Origin of the sequence: Marinobacter lutaoensis (assembly GCF_001981305.1) — a bacterium.
Classification (GTDB): Bacteria; Pseudomonadota; Gammaproteobacteria; order Pseudomonadales; family Oleiphilaceae; genus Marinobacter; species Marinobacter lutaoensis.
On the sequence record NZ_MSCW01000009.1, the window covers coordinates 85,766 to 99,154 of the forward strand.

16 protein-coding genes are annotated in these 13,389 nt (G+C 53.0%); 5 read left to right on the forward strand and 11 right to left on the reverse strand.

Going from position 1 to position 13,389, the window contains the following annotated elements; translation table 11 throughout:
- Nucleotides 1-35: 35 nt before the first annotated feature.
- The 3 genes from BTO32_RS15115 to BTO32_RS18160 form a co-directional block, all read right to left on the reverse strand.
- Nucleotides 36-392, reverse strand: a complete 357-nt coding sequence (locus tag BTO32_RS15115; protein ID WP_076725483.1) for a hypothetical protein — start codon at nt 390-392, stop codon at nt 36-38.
- A 265-nt stretch (nt 393-657) separates the two neighbouring features.
- Nucleotides 658-1,440, reverse strand: coding sequence for a hypothetical protein (locus BTO32_RS15120; protein WP_139339086.1), 783 nt, complete (start codon nt 1,438-1,440; stop codon nt 658-660).
- A 93-nt stretch (nt 1,441-1,533) separates the two neighbouring features.
- Nucleotides 1,534-2,115, reverse strand: coding sequence for a hypothetical protein (locus BTO32_RS18160; RefSeq protein WP_245820355.1), 582 nt, complete (start codon nt 2,113-2,115; stop codon nt 1,534-1,536).
- A 95-nt stretch (nt 2,116-2,210) separates the two neighbouring features.
- Between BTO32_RS18160 and BTO32_RS15130 the strand changes: the two genes are divergently transcribed.
- Nucleotides 2,211-2,813, forward strand: coding sequence for a thermonuclease family protein (locus BTO32_RS15130; protein WP_076725485.1), 603 nt, complete (start codon nt 2,211-2,213; stop codon nt 2,811-2,813).
- Nucleotides 2,814-2,824: 11 nt separating this feature from the next.
- Here the strand turns inward: BTO32_RS15130 and BTO32_RS17775 are convergent, their stop codons facing one another.
- The gene (locus BTO32_RS17775; RefSeq protein WP_139339087.1) at nt 2,825-3,640 is read right to left on the reverse strand and encodes a hypothetical protein; all 816 of its coding nucleotides are present in this window, start codon (nt 3,638-3,640) and stop codon (nt 2,825-2,827) included.
- A 212-nt stretch (nt 3,641-3,852) separates the two neighbouring features.
- On the opposite strand from BTO32_RS17775, the gene BTO32_RS15135 reads away from it, so the two are divergent.
- The 3 genes from BTO32_RS15135 to BTO32_RS15145 all read left to right on the forward strand — a co-directional run bounded on the left by BTO32_RS15135 (nt 3,853) and on the right by BTO32_RS15145 (nt 7,067).
- Complete coding sequence (locus BTO32_RS15135) at nt 3,853-4,779, forward strand: hypothetical protein (RefSeq protein WP_139339088.1); 927 nt, start codon at nt 3,853-3,855, stop codon at nt 4,777-4,779.
- A gap of 17 nt (nt 4,780-4,796) precedes the next feature.
- Nucleotides 4,797-6,494, forward strand: a complete 1,698-nt coding sequence (locus tag BTO32_RS15140; protein WP_076725487.1) for a S8 family peptidase — start codon at nt 4,797-4,799, stop codon at nt 6,492-6,494.
- A 69-nt stretch (nt 6,495-6,563) separates the two neighbouring features.
- Complete coding sequence (locus BTO32_RS15145) at nt 6,564-7,067, forward strand: hypothetical protein (protein ID WP_076725488.1); 504 nt, start codon at nt 6,564-6,566, stop codon at nt 7,065-7,067.
- A 129-nt stretch (nt 7,068-7,196) separates the two neighbouring features.
- Here BTO32_RS15145 and BTO32_RS17780 read toward each other — a convergent pair whose 3' ends face one another.
- The 4 genes from BTO32_RS17780 to BTO32_RS15160 all read right to left on the reverse strand — a co-directional run bounded on the left by BTO32_RS17780 (nt 7,197) and on the right by BTO32_RS15160 (nt 10,050).
- On the reverse strand, nt 7,197-7,430 hold the full coding sequence (locus BTO32_RS17780) for a hypothetical protein (protein ID WP_139339089.1): 234 nt from the start codon (nt 7,428-7,430) through the stop codon (nt 7,197-7,199).
- Nucleotides 7,431-7,536: 106 nt separating this feature from the next.
- On the reverse strand, nt 7,537-8,430 hold the full coding sequence (locus tag BTO32_RS15150; RefSeq protein WP_076725489.1) for a DNA-binding protein: 894 nt from the start codon (nt 8,428-8,430) through the stop codon (nt 7,537-7,539).
- On the reverse strand, nt 8,423-9,097 hold the full coding sequence (locus BTO32_RS15155; protein ID WP_245820356.1) for an HNH endonuclease family protein: 675 nt from the start codon (nt 9,095-9,097) through the stop codon (nt 8,423-8,425). Before BTO32_RS15155 ends, BTO32_RS15150 begins: the two co-directional genes overlap by 8 nt.
- An 80-nt stretch (nt 9,098-9,177) precedes the next feature.
- Entirely contained in the window at nt 9,178-10,050 is an 873-nt protein-coding gene (locus BTO32_RS15160) for a 3'-5' exonuclease (protein ID WP_076725491.1), read from the reverse strand.
- A gap of 495 nt (nt 10,051-10,545) precedes the next feature.
- Between BTO32_RS15160 and BTO32_RS15165 the strand changes: the two genes are divergently transcribed.
- On the forward strand, nt 10,546-11,808 hold the full coding sequence (locus BTO32_RS15165) for a tyrosine-type recombinase/integrase (protein ID WP_084206875.1): 1,263 nt from the start codon (nt 10,546-10,548) through the stop codon (nt 11,806-11,808).
- 190 nt (nt 11,809-11,998) lie between these two features.
- Here the strand turns inward: BTO32_RS15165 and BTO32_RS15170 are convergent, their stop codons facing one another.
- The 3 genes from BTO32_RS15170 to BTO32_RS15180 all read right to left on the reverse strand — a co-directional run bounded on the left by BTO32_RS15170 (nt 11,999) and on the right by BTO32_RS15180 (nt 13,166).
- A complete protein-coding gene (locus BTO32_RS15170) occupies nt 11,999-12,493 on the reverse strand; it encodes an IS1595 family transposase (protein ID WP_076725493.1) in 495 nt (164 codons plus the stop codon).
- 8 nt (nt 12,494-12,501) lie between these two features.
- The gene (locus BTO32_RS15175; RefSeq protein WP_245820357.1) at nt 12,502-12,816 is read right to left on the reverse strand and encodes a hypothetical protein; all 315 of its coding nucleotides are present in this window, start codon (nt 12,814-12,816) and stop codon (nt 12,502-12,504) included.
- Nucleotides 12,817-12,932: 116 nt separating this feature from the next.
- Complete coding sequence (locus BTO32_RS15180) at nt 12,933-13,166, reverse strand: ubiquitin family protein (RefSeq protein WP_076725494.1); 234 nt, start codon at nt 13,164-13,166, stop codon at nt 12,933-12,935.
- Nucleotides 13,167-13,389 lie beyond the last annotated feature (223 nt).

Below are 13,389 nucleotides of genomic sequence, written 5' to 3' on the forward strand. Positions count from 1 at the left end.
GCACCTCGCCCTGAGCGGGCGAGGCTTCCAATTTCTCAGCCTTTTTCCGGCTCCTCACCTGCCGCCTTGCTTGTGATCGATCGAAGCAACGGGCGCTTGCGGACCCCGAGCACCTTACCCTTAGTGTCAAACTGCAACGTGCTCACGTCATAGCCTTCCCTGTGAAGAAGATCGAGCAGGCCGATCGCCAAGACATCGCTGTTATTGGCACCACGCTTGTCTGGGTGGTCTTCGGGATACAGCTTTCGAAGCATCGAGCTTCGGATGATGCGCTTGGCCGATGTGCTGGATTCCCCCAGAGCAAACCAACGCGCGATTTCAAACTGAGGATACCAGTCCTGAAGCCGAAGCATGGACTCACAGTAGGTTTGATTCTTCGCGTTTTGATCCAAATAGCCCTCCTTGAGATTCTCAATTCGACACCAGCAAGGGTATGCCATTAGCGGACATTAGCACAATGTTGATATGCTCCCCAGCCTGAAGGCTAGAGATGCCTACGGCGCTCAGGGGCAGCATTGAGCAGCCCCTGAGTCGCTTCGGTAGGTTCCTGCTGCTGGCGGAACTACCGCGCCACACACTCGAACTAGGCTTGCCTCTGGCGGACTCAACGCGCTTTAAGCCTGGAAGCGGTGTCCTGCCTCTGGGCTCGTAGCTAAATCAGCTCTCGACCAATAAATCAACGACCACACGCTCAAGCCCGGTCGGGATGGTTTTTGGACACTTGTAACTGAAGGAAATCTCTTTTACTTCCGGATCACTGCATTGCAGGCGAACGGTTTCCGTCAGCTTCGCCGCAGTCTCCAGGTCCTGAGAGATTCGCCGGATAGCGGATTGCTCCAGCTGATCGAAAGAGCGGTAACCGGCCTGGTCAAGAGAAATCTGGTGCTCAAAAGGTGCCGGCAATTTATTGAATGCGATCTGTGCCCGAGGCAATACAGATTCCGCTTTTTCATCGAGAATTGCCTGGATAGATTCGCCTTGTTCCCCATCTGGATAGTCAATGTTCCAGCGAACGATTGGCAGTGGACTGTTGTGGTACGCGCTGCGCAGACGATCCAGGGTCTTTAGCGATTTCACGTAAACAGCATCGATGGCCAGAAGACGTGCGGAGAAGTCGGGAATTTCACTGGCGGCCTGAAGAACCTCGTCCGAAAGGAATTCCGGTGCCTGCAACCTAACCCAATGACCACTGCCCGCTTCACCAGTCGGACGGCCTGTAGCGAACCGGACAAACTGATACTGACCGCCCTCACCTCGTGCTAGCTCAGCGTAAAGCGGGATCGACAGTTCATGTTTTTCCGTTTCAACCATTGAAATACTAGCTGCGCTACCTGGTGCCGTGGCACCGAGAGCACCATCACTTATGGATGGTGACCCGGCACACCCGGCAAACAAAACGATGCTCAGCCCTCCAAGTGTGTAAATAAACGTGTTTTTCATTACTTCCCTCGTCTTCACAAAATGGACATTTGGCAACTCATTGAAAATTGCATTTGAGGTATTGCCTGTACCGAAAGATGATACCTTTTCCGGCTATTCGACATAGTTCAACCGATACCAGAGGCCGTGCTTATGCGTTACAGGCTCAATGTCTATTGATTCCCTGGGTGCCGGGAGTCGGCGTTCCATGGCCGAAGTTATGGAATCCACCAAACTACCCGGGCTATTAATGGACTGGTCGTGGCTTACACGAAACGGCAACCAGTCATGCGCTGAAAAGAACAACCCGCGCTCCCGATCGCGATGATGATCTTCAAGAAACTGTCCGTGACCGCCCCAACCATCGACCTCAACGTAAATGCGCCATCGAGGCAGAGCAAAGTCGCACCGGAACCTTCTCTCTTTGAATGGGATCAATTCAGGGACCACCTCACCGCCCTTTTCCCAAAGACCGAAGGCCTGCGTTAATACAAGGCGAATCGATTGCTCGCCAGGGCTTTCCCCAATAACCGGCTTCCCGGAAGGCTTTCGAGTAGCGGATGTTTTTCGAACTTCGAGGTCATCTAACGCTTGCTTGATCTGACGGGCGGCCCAGCCTGCCATGCACGAACCACCGGCGAGCGTTTTCGATTTCTCAGTCAACTTTTCAAAGTCGGCTTTGCTTTTGATCCTCACTCATAGCACCTTATATTGGTAACGATAACAGCGCGTCATTGCATCACATGGGATGTTGCACTATAAAATATCATATCCAAATGAAGGTGGCAGATATGCCAAGCAAACAGGGTGGGAGGAAAAGAATCGTGAAGCCCCGTAGTATTCGGTGGATCGCTGGCATTGCATGTTTCGTTATGTTTGCCACGTCCAGTTTGGCCATAGCAGACACGTCCACCGACTTCCATGTCCGGGGGAAGGCTACCGTTCACTACGTCATTGATGGCGACACCGCCATTCTTCGGGTATCTGATGCGACAACCTGGAAAAAGCTGAGAGACCTGGCGCTTGATCGGCAACGGTTTACCGGTCGCAAGCTCAACATCAACCGCAACTTTTCAGTGGTGAATGGCTATCCGGAAATGAAGGTCCGAATCGGCATGATCCAGACACCGGAGAGCGTTCACCCTGACAAGGACCGAATCACAAAAGCCGGTATTATCGCATCGCAGTTTGCCAAGTCTGTTTTTCAGGGCGACCACGCATATTTCGAGTGCTGGGACATCGGATATTATGGCCGCCCTATTTGCTCTGTTCGGACCCCCGATGGCGATTGGGGGAAGGTAATGATTAAAAACGGGCACTCAACCTACTGGACGAAATACGGCACGCACCCTTTTGATCACGAAGGATACCTGGCTGCTGCGCGCGCCCGTTAACACCATATTGCCTACGAGCCTTCGTGTTGAAGCCAAGTCTCAACTTCGTCTTCCCCGTATTTCTTCACCCACTCGCGATACTGCCGATGATTCCTGGAGCGCGTTTTCAAAATCGCCCCAGTGTGAGGATTCACAAATTCCAGCGTCGGGTGCAATACCCGGGAAACCAGTGGAGAGACAAGGCGCCAGCTTTCCACTGCATCTTCGCCATATTCCTCAATCCATTTCTGTAGAGTTGCATCATCCTCTGAAACAACCCGAAGAACCTCTTCGGTGTACGGGTTACGAAATACTATCGAAGATTTACGGGGGTCAGTCGCCAGCTTGCCTTGAGAGCTGAAAGCATCAGCTCCAGGACCAGCATTTTTCGTGTCACCGACGGACTCGCCGTCAGCAGGGCTAGATGTAGGTGTTCGAGGCCGAATTGACACCTTTCGGGGTCGAGACATGCCCGTACCCCCCCCTGCATGACTGGATTGCCGATCAATCTGTCCGCTCATGTCACTATCAGATCTTTCTGAATCCTGGTAGGACTGGAGTTGCGATAGAAGATCATGGTCTTTTGATGGCTCACCCTGATTCCCATCAACATGATTCTGGGCTGCAACCAGGCTATTCGACGGACTTGAAAGAGGGTTATCGACATCGAAGATCAGGCAGATTGCCTCGATAAGCTGTTCCGGGCCGAGGCCGTACTTGGTTAAAACACTCTGAACATCATTTTTTAACGAGCCAGTCAATTCTGCGGCAGCGTTTTTGGCAAGCTGACGAATCTCGCGTTGCTTATCAAGGTATTGTGTCAATACGCTGGTATCGCGAGTAGGCATCGAATCCAACTCCATAGGCAACAGGTCTAGGTTTCAAAGTATTGGCCTATCGTCGCAGGTTTTCATCATCTTGAAAACTTCGTTTGCCCATGTGACCCGCAAACTCACAAAAAGTAACGCAAATTTTATATTAGAATACCCATTACGAATTGACTGGCGGAGCAACGATTGAGAAAATACAACCATAAGGTCATGAATATGGAGCAAAACCGATGTACCCAACCTCTAAATCTAAAGCCCGGCAATCGGCAAAAACCTATCTTCTTGCCACTCTTGCATCTTTGGCATTGACCGCCTGCGGTGGTGGCGGTGGTGGCGATGAGACACCCGCACCGACAATCACCAACGAAGTCGTGTCAGTGGATGCCGCCGAAAACAGCACTCATCGTGTGGCCCTCGAAGGGCAGACAAAAACAATGGACGTAACACGCTCATTCCCGGCCATCGCCTTTGCGGTTGACGAGGAAACCAACGAACTGACGATCACCGTAGGAGAGGTTGAGCAGGTACAGGGTAACGCCCGAGTGGAAATCACCACGACCGCAAATATCCGGTACATCGTGGATGTGGTCGCTGAGAACACCAGTGCCGCCCCGATCATGACCGAAGCCGAGACACTCTCTGAAATCAGTTCTGGTGCCGCGCTGGCCGCCGATGATCTGAGACTGGCGAATGTTGCCCTGGAGTTGGAATACCTCGCGTCCCAGATCAGCTTTGAAGATAAGGAAGCCGCTCGTGCGGCAAATACCGCCGCAGTTGATAGCGCAGCCAGCGCCCTGATGACCAGCATCGAAACGTTGGAACAGTCGCTGGCGGATTTCCGGAACGGCGATATTTCCGAGACACAGCTGAGCCAGTCGCTTGATGTGGCCAAGGCTCACATGAGCACACTGGATCAAGCATCTGCCACTGCAGTTGAGGCGGTTCTGGACACTGTGAACGCCCTGATTGACGTGCCCTTGCCCGCCGATCTGGAAGCGACTTACCCGATCACCTACGTGGCCGAAGCGGATCGCTACAGCCGATATATGACGACAGACCTGGGCACCCTGTCCCCGGATGGGAGCTATAGCTTCTCGACCGAATACGACTTTCTGAATTCCGTTTTTGCGTTCGCCAGCAGCGCCAGTGCACAGTAAGTATCAGGAGCCAAGCCATGACCATGAAATCACGGATTTTGACCGCCTGCGTGGCTACCGCCGCAATCAGCACCGTTGTGATGACAGGCGCCACTGTGGCGCATGCGGGCGACGCCATGCGCTTCAAAAGCATTGAGGAGCAGCTGGACGCACAGATGATCCGACTGATCATCAAGCGTGAAAACAGCGCCGGGGGCACTTATTACGATACTCAGATGGTGCCCGTTTCAGATTGGGAAAACGTCAAGGCCGAACTGCTGCGGCAACCGGATGTAATCAACGTGGAGCGGGATGTGTTCGTCTCTATCCCCAACCCTCGTCCGGTTGAAGTTCCGCCGGTTACGGTGCAATCGTACAGCGTCGGCGACGTTCCCTATAACGATCCGCTTTACAACGAACTTCGGTATTTTGCTCCCGGGGAGCAGTACAACAGCCGCATTCAGGAGGCTCATGGCCGCCTGAAATTCACCAACCCGGTTCGAATTGGCATTGCCGATGTTGGGTTTATCCGCTCGGACGAAGTGAACTACGTTGACGGCTACAGCTTTGACCATGGTCGCGGTGCGGGCTTCTACAATTCAGATCCGAACGTAGGCTGCACCGGTGAGAACGAGTATCTGCACGGCAATTACGTCGCGCAGGTTGCGGCCGCTATTGCTAACAATGCGATTGGCACCACAGGGGTCGTTCCTGGTGCTGAGGTTGTAGCGGGACGGGTGTTCGACTGTGACGGTTTTGGCACCCTCTTCTCTGTTGCAGAAGCCGTGAACTGGATGGCCGGCAATGGCCCCCATGACGTACCGCCACTGAGCGAGCCTGTCGATGTGATTAACCTGTCCTTGGGGGCGCCCACCGAATGCCCAACGTACATGCAGGATGCCATTGACAATGCTCGTGCTGCGGGTATTGCGGTCGTTGTCGCAACCGGCAACGACAATATCGAGACAATCGAAGCCCCTGCCAACTGCGAGGGCGTCATTGCTGTAGCCTCAACGACGGAGTATGGCACACGGTCGAGCTTCTCCAACTATGGTGCCGGCACCACCATCGCCGCACAGGGTAGCAATATCCCCGTACTTCACTCTGACGGGACAACTCGGTACGTGTACGGTACTTCATTTGCCACCCCGATTGTGACCGGACTCATTGCCGCCACACTGAGCGACCGGCCGGAGCTGACGCCCGCTGACATCGACCGGATCGTTGCCGAGTCCGGCAAGCCGGGCAGAAACATCACCGAAGACATTGGAGCCGGCATTATTGACTCCATGCTGTTCCTAGATGGTGCGGGCGTTGTTCGCGAGGTAATGACTGCCCAGCACGTATTGACCGGCGAGCGGGAACAGTATCTGGAAGCGCTCACGCATCCGCGTGCCACTCAGTTCATCCAGAACGCTTCACACGGTGCGACGGCCTGCGATTTCCTGGAAGTGGATGGTTCTTTCGCCAGCAATGCCACCGAAAATGACACGCTGATGGTGTTCAGTGCGCGTGCCGGGGCGCCCCTTGATCCCACAACGCCAGAGAACGTGCTAGCGCAAACTGGTGGCGACCGACTCCTTGTTCGTAAGGACTATGTGGAATATGAGGTATCACAGGGAAATCAGATTGGCATTGCCCGGTGCAATGTAAACACCGGCGACAACTGTTCGGTAGTTGATACGGTTCGTGGCCTGGATCACACCCAAATCCAATCACCCGCGATTTGCCTTTGACCAGCAACAAGCCCCGGCAAACATCCGGGGCTTATCATTTCACCAATCGTCAAATAAGAGGTTCCCATCATGATCCCATTTAGAACAAGCCTAGCTGTCCTGGCATTCATTGTGAGCGGCACAGCAACTGCCCAGCAGAACATCGAGGACTTCCACCAACTCACGGAGACGGCCTGCGCTACTCACAAGAACAGCATCATCGCCATGGTGGAGCAGATGGAGTCTGGCGTATCGCCAGAGGCCATCAAAGAGCGCGGCGAAGCCAGAATCGGCGACAACCAACGCAGACAACTTGTTCGGCAGATCCTGGAACAAACCGCATCCGCTGAACAAAACCCGGTATTACGACAACGGCTGGAATACGCGAATCAGGCATATTTCCGGTCAGGCCGATTGGATGATTTCAAACGAGCCCTGAATGGATTCGTAGACGAGTGCGTGCGCCTGAAGTCCCATCAGGTAGGCGAAGCCGTTTCCCGTAGCCGCGAAATGATTAATCAACTGGCTCCTGAACAGACCAAACCCACGAAACCCGACGGCAGCAACCTTCCCTCACGGAAAAGTTACTTCTGATTGCAACGCACGAGCGCGAACCATGAGTGAGCGCGACAGCTACCGGCCGGCAAAGGCCGGTAGCCAAAAGAAGACTCTCATCGCAGGCGCACCGCGCCTGCCCTAAAGGAAAAATACAAGAACAGGACTCTACGCACGCCGGTTTGTTCGACGATCGGCAACAACAAGCTGAACCGCATCACGATGGTCGTTGATACTGCGAATGTTGGCGATGTCAATCCCGACGCTTTTGAATAGAGGACGATAGACGTTATCGCCAACTTCGGTGTACGTCAGAATGCCGCGTTCATCGACGTTGTACCACACACACGAGAGATCGCTGAAGCGCGTATCAACAATGCTGATGTCAGGGGAAAAACCCATCGGTAAAGCACCTCACATAACAAATAGGAAGTGAGGAAAATATCACAATCTCGGAGAGTATCGCAGGGGCATCTATAAACCATACTAATGCGTGCGGCATAGCCCATTACTGTTCTCGGGAATCCAACAGGGTTTCCAGTTCGTCAACTCGTTGTTCCAGCGCTGCAATTTTGGTTTTGAGGTTCTGATTGGCCGTAGTGGCATCATCAAGGTCCTGAGATAAGCGAATTACTTTGGTGCGTTCGATTTTGAGATCCGCGGCGTAACGCTCTTTTTCCTCTCGCATCTGGCTTTTCAGTTCACTCATTTGTGTTCGGGCGTGATCCACCTGAAGCATCCAGTAGTCCACCATGCGCACCTGTTTTTCCTCATCCCGCTTGCTCCGCTCTGTTACTTCGTCAAGGGCATCCTTCAATGCCTTGAGCTGCTCAGCGTGTTCTTTTCGCATAGCGTCGAGTCGGATTGCATGATCGTCCTGAAGAGCGTTAATTCGCTGGTTCAGAGACTGGATTTCCTGTTGCTGTGCATGAATAGTCAGCTCATGCTTGCTGATGGTGCGTGTAGCGGCGTCAAGAGCGTCTTCCGTCGTTGCTCGTTTTTGATACTGTTCCGCTAACGCTTTTTTCCGATCATCCAGTTCGCGTTCGAGTTGGGCGATTCGATCACTCTGTTGTGCGATGGTTTGCGTGGCTTCAGCAACCTCTTTTTCCCAGCCTTTTTCCAGCTCATTGAACCTTTCCCCGGCCTTCTGCAGAGCCTGGTTCCAGAAATCTTCAATAATGGGCACGATTTCCTCTGGGATCGATGAGGGCAGCGTCGTCAATCCCTTGTTTTTGAAATCATCGAAGAAACGCTTTTGATGCTTGAGGATCGTGCTTTTTGAACCTCGGCGCCCAACTTCTTCGTATATGGCGTCTACGCTGGCGTACTTGCGATTGCTGATAATACGAACACAGGCTCGCGCTACGTCTTCGTATGTGATAGCTGGCGGCCTAGCCATTATTCACCTCGGTTCGCGTTGTATTGCAGTTCGACTGGTGCTCGGTAAGAGCCTTCTGAGTAGAGGGGTCGGGCACCAAGTTGTATTTGTTAATGACGGCCAACCATAGAGCTGTGTATTGGCATTGGTTGGCAGGAGGCATCCATTCGGCCGGGGTCCGCGCTCCTTTTGATCGGTTTAGTCGTGAAGAGACGAATTGCAGATTTAGCGGATCATTCGCAAAGGCGATACGACGCTCCCAGGACCATTGGTCTGCCCCCATTTGATAAGCCGCAGCCAAAGGGACGATATGATCGAGATCCAGGTCGGTCGCATTGGTGTAGATTTGATTCGTGAAGAAGCCCACCCAACGACCGGATACGACCCGGCAACGCTCCTCACTGGCAAAAGTAACAGGTTCGAGTGATCGCTCAAGAAGAAGCTCGGCCCGAGTGTCCATGCAATCCGGATCATCATCCTCAAGCCATCCATGGCCGAAGTCTTCCCGATCGTATTGGTCATCGTTTGCTGCGCGGCCGTCGAGTAAAGCTAGACGGTCCAGAGACGCTGGAAGCCTACCACCTGACTCCAGACAACTTTTGAGATCCAGGAACACCTCAAACGTGGTCAGCCGCTCGTAGTACGGGCTTTCAGGCGGATGGCACAACCCACTTTTTGTCTTGCGCACATCTAGTCCATTGGCAGCCGGCGCAAGACATACGATCAACAAAAGGCAAACGGTTTGAATGATGGACCTACGCACCATCATTAGCGATACCGGTCACGACTGGTTAATTTTATGATCTCCGCACGTTCGCCGCCGGAAGAGTACAGCAAAGAGAGCGCTTCCAATTCGTCTCTCAGGTCATCCTCCTTTACCATTGTATGCCATACCTTTTCTTCTGGAGCCCAGCGATACCCTCTTGATTTCAAGGCATCCTTGCAATTGAACGGGCTACCCCATGCCTTCACCTGATATTGGACTTTGCTTTCGTTTGCGAACAAAGCACGAGACGCCTTATTCACATTGGTCAACAGAAACGCCAGCGCCAGGCAGTCTGTCGCTGCACGGTGCCCGTCATAAAAGTAGCCACGCTTGAGTAGCAGATATTCGAGTTTGGCGCTTTCGAAGCCCATTTCTCGCCACGGCACATCTTGTTGGGAGCAGGCCCAACGCAACCGATCCAATGCAGGAAACTGTTCGTCGAAAAAGGGCCGGTCAAAGGAAGCATTGTGAGCGACGACGATGGGGTCATCACTAAACCAGTCCAAAATGTCGTCCGTCTCAATCGTCTGCCCGGACACCATTGCGTCTGTGATGCCGGTGATGTCAGTGATTACTTCTGGGATCGGAAAGCCGGGATCGTTATAGAGGCTTGTGACTGAAATCAGCGTTGCTACCTGACCCGTTGAGGGACTTACCAGGGCTTTGACCATGCCAAGCTCGATAATGGCATCGTTTTCATGGTCGAAACCTGTTGTTTCGTGGTCCAGGAACAGCACCGGCACTTCGTCGCCGACCGGCGCTGACACATCATAAGGGAAGGAAACCCCTTCCTGTGTCCAGGGCACCCTTTCAAGCAGCCGGAAGTTGTCGGGTTTTTTCTGGATTTCCTCAATTCTGCCCAGCGGAAAGGCCATACAGTCACCTCTCAGTGCTTGTTTTCATTGGGTTCTGTCGCGCGCGCGCCTGAGAGGTTCATAGAACGAACTGCGCTGCAGCCCTCACCCACCTTGACGACCGCACTCAACAGGCACGCTCGGAGTTTTATTTCATACCGTTACGGCATAGTATAACGTAATGAATTATCACTCAATAAGACTGATATAAACATAATGTCCCTTATGTTGTATCCTAGACAGATTGCGAGATGTTGAGGCCCAAGCGCGTGGAACATCGGTAATGAGATTAACCGGGCGCCGAAGCCAACCAGCGCCCCTACCCCACGCAAAACCGCAGAAATCAAGCTTCAAAGGGGAAGGAAAGGAGAGCACGGATAAAATCCCTGTTGACCCGTGGAACATTGCGGCCGGTCTTCAGGCGTGGCGTCTTCGACAGCCTCTAGGTGAGCGGAACAGTCCTTGTTGGGCCTTCTGGATTCGTAATGGCTTGCTAACACCCTAAGTTGAAATGGTATGACTATAGAAAAAGGAACCCTGATTGAAGCTGTTGGCGAAAGGCAGATGAGGTTAACCGCCTGGCAGGCTCAGGTAATTCCAACGCATCAAGGACCCCTCGCAGCCAGCGGCCGCATCGGTTGGGAAGCGACGCATGATCTTCAGGCAGTAGATCTATGGCTTCGCGAAGTCGGATCGAGGAGTGAATTGACGGCTGAAGCGTATGAACGGGAAGTTCGACGGTTCGTATTGTGGCTAGCGGACGCTGGGAAGACGATCACGGATGTCACCCGCGAGGACTTTCACCGGTATGCCTCATTTTTAGGTAATCCTGGAAAAAAATGGATCTGCACAAAGCGATACCGGTTGACCGACCCTCGGTGGCGGCCGTTTCGCAAACCCCTGTCAGAGAAGAGCAAGCTGTATTCTTTGCAGGTCATCCATTCTATGCTCACTTGGATGCACAATAGTGGGTGGATTCAATTTAATCCAATGCCGGCGCCGAACCACCTTGCTCCGGTCACCACGTCGAGCCGAGCCGATATGGTGGAAACAAGGCAGATCCCCCAAAGGCTATTTGAAGAACTGCTAGAGTGGTGTAAGGACAACCTGCACACTAACAGCGATAGCGTGCGGGAAAGATACCGTAATGTGAGATTACGGGTTGTGCTTATGTTAGCGGGTTATCTTGGCGCTCGGAGCGCGGACATTATCAACGCGCATTTCACCGACATTCACCCCCGCCAACATGGTGATCAGGTTTTCCACGTTTGGTATATACCCGATGGGAAAGGTCGCAAATCGGGGCTTCTTCCAGTCCACGAGAAGATAATGCGTGTGATTCGTGAGGCTCGACTTGCCCTGGGCTTGATGCCAGATGTCGCGAAGGCGGAAGCGCCCTGCCCTATTATCGTTGGCGCGCGCGAGATACCGCATAACCGGATGCCTTGCCTAGACAAGCTAAAACCGATTCACAGATCGTCGCTCTATACCCTGGTGTCAGATGCTTTGGGGAAATTCGCCATATATCTGCGCTCACTATCTCGAAATAGCGAAGCAATCATCATTGAGCAAGCATCAACGCACTGGTTGCGACACACCGCGATCAAGCGGGTCGTTCTGGAAACTAAGGACATTACAATGGCTCAGCGATTGGCTCGGCATGAGAACCTGAACACGACCGGCGTTTATGCAACAACCTCTGTTTATGAGCTCCAAGAGTTCTTTGGTGCCCACTTTTCTGGGAGCGAACAATCCAGCCCCACCGATTCCGATTATTAGCAAGCTATTTTACTGGAGCTCACGGCAATGACGGAGACGGAATGGCTTTTTTATAAAAAAGTTCGTGAGACAAATTGAGGTAGCCAGGGATATTTAACGGTGATCATAGGCGGGTATTTCCAGCGGCAAACCGGCAGCGGGAACCGCCTGATAGGCAGCATGTTCGTCGGTGCAGAGCATCGAACCTGACTCAACCGTTGCCAGGATGTGACCGACGATCTCCCGCGAGTTTGTTCGCCTCCTTGCCTCCAATGTAGGTCTCGTCACATTCAACAATCCCGCGCAGGAACCCGTTGTGATCGTCGTCATCGTCATTATCGTTGCCGCACGCCTCGCGGATACGCTTGAGCATGAACCAGGCGGTTTTTTGCGTCACACCAAGCTCTTTCGATAGCTGGAGTGAAGAAATCCCCTTCCTCGCCGTGGTGACGAGGTACATGGCATACAGCCATTTATCCAGCGGTACATGCGACCGCTGGAAGATCGTTCCGGTGCGGACGGTGAAATCTGATTTGCAGGATAGGCAGCGAAAATAGCCATCCAGTTTACGCTTCTGGATGCGTTCGACTGCACCGCAGTGCGGGCAGAACGGTTCGCCGTGCCAGCGCAGCTCCTCAAGATATTCTCGTGCGGCCTTTTCGTCTGGAAACTCGTAGGTGCTGATTGTGATCTTGTCGTTTGCCATGTCGCACCTCACGCAGAGCCCGGTTTGTGGCTATAGCGCTGTCCAGCACTATCCTCTGCGATTACCTCAGCAATCAAATCCTCCTGCACTGGGTCTATCTCGCCGCCATTGGCGCGGTGATGTGCGTACCATGCAGATACAAGCCCCGCTACATTATCCTCTGGCCCGTCCCGAAATATCTCAATAGGCAGCCCGTTCTCACGACAAATTTGCTCAATGGGAGACCAATCAAAACTCACCGATCCATCAGCGCCACGGGCGAGTTTTAGATCGGAAAAATCTAGGCCGACAGGAATTCGGATTTTTGCGATCTGTCGTTGCATGTGTGTCTCCACTGCATTAACTATCCAGTCTGTGAGCCGCATTCCTGCGGCCCGGCTATGGGCGACCCAGTGGCCTTTGGTGGCCGCCGGGACGCGCAGGTGAATATAGGCGTTGCTCACACTTTCACCATTTTGGTTTTGCCGGCGAAGAACAATCCGACCTCGACATACACCGCATCGGCTGGATCGCACAGCGCACCGGGCGCCATGTCAACATCAGAGGCTGTCGTCCTGGGGACAACATACGTGCCATCGACCCAGTAGGTATAGCTCGCCGGATCAAAATCCATTGATTCAACCAGCTGCTTCCCGGTATAGCGTTTGCCGTTAATTGTGACTGTCTTTTGCATGATGTTTCTCCTATCAGGATTCCCGGTGCCGCCGGGGCGGGGAAGGTTTTTGCCTCTCCATGGTTAAGATACTAGTCTATTCAGGTTAGGGAGTAAAGTATATAACCCCCTTGTTTATTGGGAGTGGGGAAAACTGGAAAGCGCAACAGATGAATCAGATACATAGTCAACGAGCGCCAGGACTGGGACCTTGCCAGACTTTTTTATAAAAAAGCCATTCAGA

What these genes read in the sequence shown, in the direction of transcription:
- BTO32_RS15170 (WP_076725493.1), bottom strand. Translation starts at nt 12,493, where the DNA reads ATGGCAAACGACAAGATCACAATCAGCACCTACGAGTTTCCAGACGAA.
- BTO32_RS15160 (WP_076725491.1), bottom strand. Translation starts at nt 10,050, where the DNA reads ATGGCCTTTCCGCTGGGCAGAATTGAGGAAATCCAGAAAAAACCCGAC.
- BTO32_RS15135 (WP_139339088.1), top strand. Translation starts at nt 3,853, where the DNA reads ATGTACCCAACCTCTAAATCTAAAGCCCGGCAATCGGCAAAAACCTAT.
- BTO32_RS15140 (WP_076725487.1), top strand. Translation starts at nt 4,797, where the DNA reads ATGACCATGAAATCACGGATTTTGACCGCCTGCGTGGCTACCGCCGCA.
- BTO32_RS15165 (WP_084206875.1), top strand. Translation starts at nt 10,546, where the DNA reads ATGACTATAGAAAAAGGAACCCTGATTGAAGCTGTTGGCGAAAGGCAG.
- BTO32_RS15150 (WP_076725489.1), bottom strand. Translation starts at nt 8,430, where the DNA reads ATGGCTAGGCCGCCAGCTATCACATACGAAGACGTAGCGCGAGCCTGT.
- BTO32_RS15130 (WP_076725485.1), top strand. Translation starts at nt 2,211, where the DNA reads ATGCCAAGCAAACAGGGTGGGAGGAAAAGAATCGTGAAGCCCCGTAGT.
- BTO32_RS15145 (WP_076725488.1), top strand. Translation starts at nt 6,564, where the DNA reads ATGATCCCATTTAGAACAAGCCTAGCTGTCCTGGCATTCATTGTGAGC.
- BTO32_RS17775 (WP_139339087.1), bottom strand. Translation starts at nt 3,640, where the DNA reads ATGCCTACTCGCGATACCAGCGTATTGACACAATACCTTGATAAGCAA.
- BTO32_RS15180 (WP_076725494.1), bottom strand. Translation starts at nt 13,166, where the DNA reads ATGCAAAAGACAGTCACAATTAACGGCAAACGCTATACCGGGAAGCAG.
- BTO32_RS17780 (WP_139339089.1), bottom strand. Translation starts at nt 7,430, where the DNA reads ATGGGTTTTTCCCCTGACATCAGCATTGTTGATACGCGCTTCAGCGAT.
- BTO32_RS15175 (WP_245820357.1), bottom strand. Translation starts at nt 12,816, where the DNA reads ATGCAACGACAGATCGCAAAAATCCGAATTCCTGTCGGCCTAGATTTT.
- BTO32_RS15120 (WP_139339086.1), bottom strand. Translation starts at nt 1,440, where the DNA reads ATGAAAAACACGTTTATTTACACACTTGGAGGGCTGAGCATCGTTTTG.